Annotated in this window: 4 protein-coding genes; 1 reads left to right on the top strand and 3 read right to left on the bottom strand. The window is 58.6% G+C overall.

All coding sequences use genetic code 11. From position 1 onward, the window contains the following. Positions 1–84 precede the first annotated feature (84 nt). From WG898_RS24975 to WG898_RS25350, 3 genes are all read right to left on the bottom strand, one after another. Positions 85–606, bottom strand: a complete 522-nt coding sequence (locus tag WG898_RS24975; RefSeq protein WP_339605488.1) for a DUF695 domain-containing protein — start codon at positions 604–606, stop codon at positions 85–87. A 77-nt stretch (positions 607–683) separates the two neighbouring features. Continuing rightward, positions 684–1,370 carry a Rossmann-fold NAD(P)-binding domain-containing protein gene (locus tag WG898_RS24980; RefSeq protein WP_339605489.1) on the bottom strand — a complete coding sequence of 229 codons (687 nt, stop codon included), beginning with the start codon at positions 1,368–1,370 and terminating at the stop codon, positions 684–686. Positions 1,371–1,536: 166 nt separating this feature from the next. Beyond that, positions 1,537–1,938 (bottom strand): transposase, encoded by a 402-nt coding sequence (locus tag WG898_RS25350; protein ID WP_444718997.1) that lies wholly within the window; start codon positions 1,936–1,938, stop codon positions 1,537–1,539. Here WG898_RS25350 and WG898_RS24990 point away from each other — a divergent pair. Continuing rightward, a protein-coding gene (locus tag WG898_RS24990; protein ID WP_444718998.1) for an IS3 family transposase occupies positions 1,841–2,961 on the top strand; the annotation gives its coding sequence in 2 pieces (ribosomal slippage) (positions 1,841–2,102 and positions 2,102–2,961; 1,122 coding nt in all). The two genes, WG898_RS25350 and WG898_RS24990, sit on opposite strands and share 98 nt — an antisense overlap. Positions 2,962–2,975 lie beyond the last annotated feature (14 nt).

Here is a 2,975-nt window from a genome sequence, read left to right on the forward strand (position 1 = left end):
TGAAGCTGAGCCGCGAGCGGCGGCCTGCCGACGCGAGTCGGCTCGAGCGACTGGTTAGGCGGCATCGCAGCAGTATGCTGACGGCTACTTAAGTTGCAGGCCGTAGTGCTTGCGAGTTGCCTGATTTGGGAATAGGAAGTCAGAGTACGCGGACCACGATGGATCATGCTTGATATTCGTGTAGATCTTGCAACCCGGGCAGTGTTCCCGATAGAGCTCCGAAAGAGTCTGCGCGACCCCCGAAGGCTCCTTGACGTAGACATAGTGAAGCTGCTCAAAGTTGTGCGTGAATGTGCCCGCGTAGATGCAAGGGGACAGCTTCGAGATTGCCGAAACAACCCGCTCTTGCAGGACATTCAAGCGATCCAGATCGCCTACCTCAGGCAAGCCTTGCTTCTGCTCGGATGTGTAGGTCGGACCGGTTACGACAACATATGGATAGTCTGGGCGCGGAGCAATCTTGCGCAAAGCAAGATCCACGCGAATTGAGCCTGGTCCTTGGTCGTAAGAAGCCAGATAGCTCCACCATTGATCAGAGACTACGGGGTGAGCCGATGCGGCACCGGCACCAAGGGCGACCGACAAGGCATAGAAAAGTTGCTTCATGTGGGAATTCTGACGCCTAACGTTGAAACTGAGCCGCGAGCGGCGGCTTGCCGACACGAGTCGGCTCGAGCGCCTGGTTAGGCGTCCATCGCCTTGCCCTTCGACCTGGACTTTGCTTCAGCGAGACGCCCCTGGAACTGCCGGAGCAGGCTAACAAACTCAGCTCTGGATCGATCAACTATTCTTACCTCATGCTCTCGAGCAAACAGCAATTGCCCGCCGCTTCCAATGTTCGCTGGGTCCAAGTTTGCGTCACTCAGCTGCCGCAGCAGAAAGACTCCTGTTTCCGTGAATGAGCTTGGCTGCACCGCTAGCGATACGGTCTTGCTTCGCTGCATCTTCCCAATTGAGGGTACATATCGGCAATAGAAGACAACAACCTCGGTAGTTGAACTGGCTTTCGCCTCATAAAGATCAATGCACTTCCGGATGGAAGCCAAGTTCGGCCTAGAACCTCTTTGCAGTTCGTTGTGCCCCTTGACGTCAACCAGCAGGCGTATCTTCCAGTCCGCTGCGTAGAAGTCGACGGCAATGTCTTCTACGGCGCGCCCAGACTCAGGAATGTCGCATTCGATACGTCCCTCAAAGCTGGTCTTCTTCAGTTCTTCGGGAAGATGGAGCAAGACATAGTCTTCAATCAGGCGGCCGCCAATTTCTGACACCGTTCGTCCCGAAATCGCCCAGTTCGTCACTATCTCTGGCTTGGCGGAAGTGAAGCACTGAGATAGCGCTTCACGCAATATTTTCAAACACTGCTCGAGCATGTTGGACGCCTAACGAAGCTGTCCAATAACCCCAATCCCACAGCCGCGCCCACCGCTCGGTGCGCACGAATGCTTGCGAACTCGGATTGCTGGGTTCATCGGTGAAGTCGTGTTTGTGAGCCGGGTTATCGGCGTCTGACGGCGATTGTGCCGCTTACCGCCCGGGTTATTGAACCCCGGTTTGCCCGAAGCCCGCTTTCGAGAGCTTTTCAATGTTGTGCACCATGCAGTACAGGCTCCACTGCGCCCGGACCTTGGTGTGTCCCCGGTGGTTCAAGCGGTTCAGGCGCTTGTTGTGCCGCAGGTTCGCGAACACCGGCTCGACGGTGCCGATGCGCTGGCTGTACAGCTGCCGGCCTCGGGGTGAATCGATGGCCTGGCGCATGCGCTCGCTGGGATCGTAAGCTTCCCCTGAAAACAGACAGCGCATAACTGGAGAATGCGGCCTCAAGAAAGAAGACGAGGCGGCAATGAGAAAGAGCAAGTTCAGCGAGAGCCAGATCGTGGCGATCCTGAAGGAAGGCGAGACTGGAGTGCCGGTGGCGGAGGTGTGCCGCAAACACGGCATCAGCGCGGCGACCTGGTACGGCTGGAAGAGCAAGTACGCCGGGGCCACGGTGTCCGATCTGACGCGCATGCGCGAGCTCGAAGCGGAGAACGCCCGGCTCAAGCGCATGTATGCCGATCTGGCCTTGGAAGCGGCGGCGATGAAGGACGTCATCGCAAAAAAGTACTGACGCCGTCAGCCAAGCGGTTGGCGGCCGAAGACCTGATCCGAGAGCGAGGGCTGGCGGTGAGCAAAGCCTGCGGGATCGTGGGTCTGTCCAGGGCCGCGTACTACAAGCCGGCCGAGCCGGCGGTGACAAGGGATGCCGAAGTGATCGACGCGCTCAATGCCATCGTTGAAGTCAGCCCGCGCTGGGGCTTCTGGAAGTGCTTTGATCGGCTGCGCCTGAATGGGCGCCGCTGGAACCACAAGCGCGTGTGGCGCGTGTATTGCCAGCTGGGGCTGAACATCCCTAAGCGGACCAAGAAGCGCATCCCGCAGCGCGATCCTGTGCCACTGCAGGCGGGCGCACTGGTCAACCAAGGCTGGGCGCTGGACTTCATGCACGACGTGCTTTACGACGGCCGCAGATTCCGCACGCTCAACGTGATCGACGAAGCCAACCGCGAGGCGCTGTGCATCGAGGTCGGCATCTCGATGCCATCGGCGCGGTTGATTCGAGCTCTGGATCGTTTGATCGACTGGTATGGCGCGCCGGACAGCATCCGCATGGATAACGGCCCGGAGATGACAAGCCACGACTTCATCGACTGGGCTGCGGCCAAGGGCATCAAGCTCAATCACATCGAACCCGGCGAGCCCAACCAGAACGCCTACATCGAACGATTTAACCGAACCTACCGGCACGAGGTCTTGGACGCGTATGTGTTCAAGAGCATCGAGCAGGTCGAGCACATTACCGAGGACTGGCTGCGCATCTACAACGAGCAGCGTCCTCACGACGCCCTGGGTGGGCTGCCTCCCAAGCAGTTCCTGCCCAGGTTAACCACTGCCGCAGATTCCAGTAATCGACTGTCTACTTGACAGGGGAGCTTACG

This window comes from Paucibacter soli, assembly GCF_037482845.1.
GTDB lineage: Bacteria > Pseudomonadota > Gammaproteobacteria > Burkholderiales > Burkholderiaceae_C > Paucibacter_B > Paucibacter_B soli.

What these genes read in the sequence shown, in the direction of transcription:
- WG898_RS24975 (WP_339605488.1), bottom strand. Translation starts at nt 606, where the DNA reads ATGAAGCAACTTTTCTATGCCTTGTCGGTCGCCCTTGGTGCCGGTGCC.
- WG898_RS24980 (WP_339605489.1), bottom strand. Translation starts at nt 1,370, where the DNA reads ATGCTCGAGCAGTGTTTGAAAATATTGCGTGAAGCGCTATCTCAGTGC.
- WG898_RS25350 (WP_444718997.1), bottom strand. Translation starts at nt 1,938, where the DNA reads ATGCCGTGTTTGCGGCACACCTCCGCCACCGGCACTCCAGTCTCGCCT.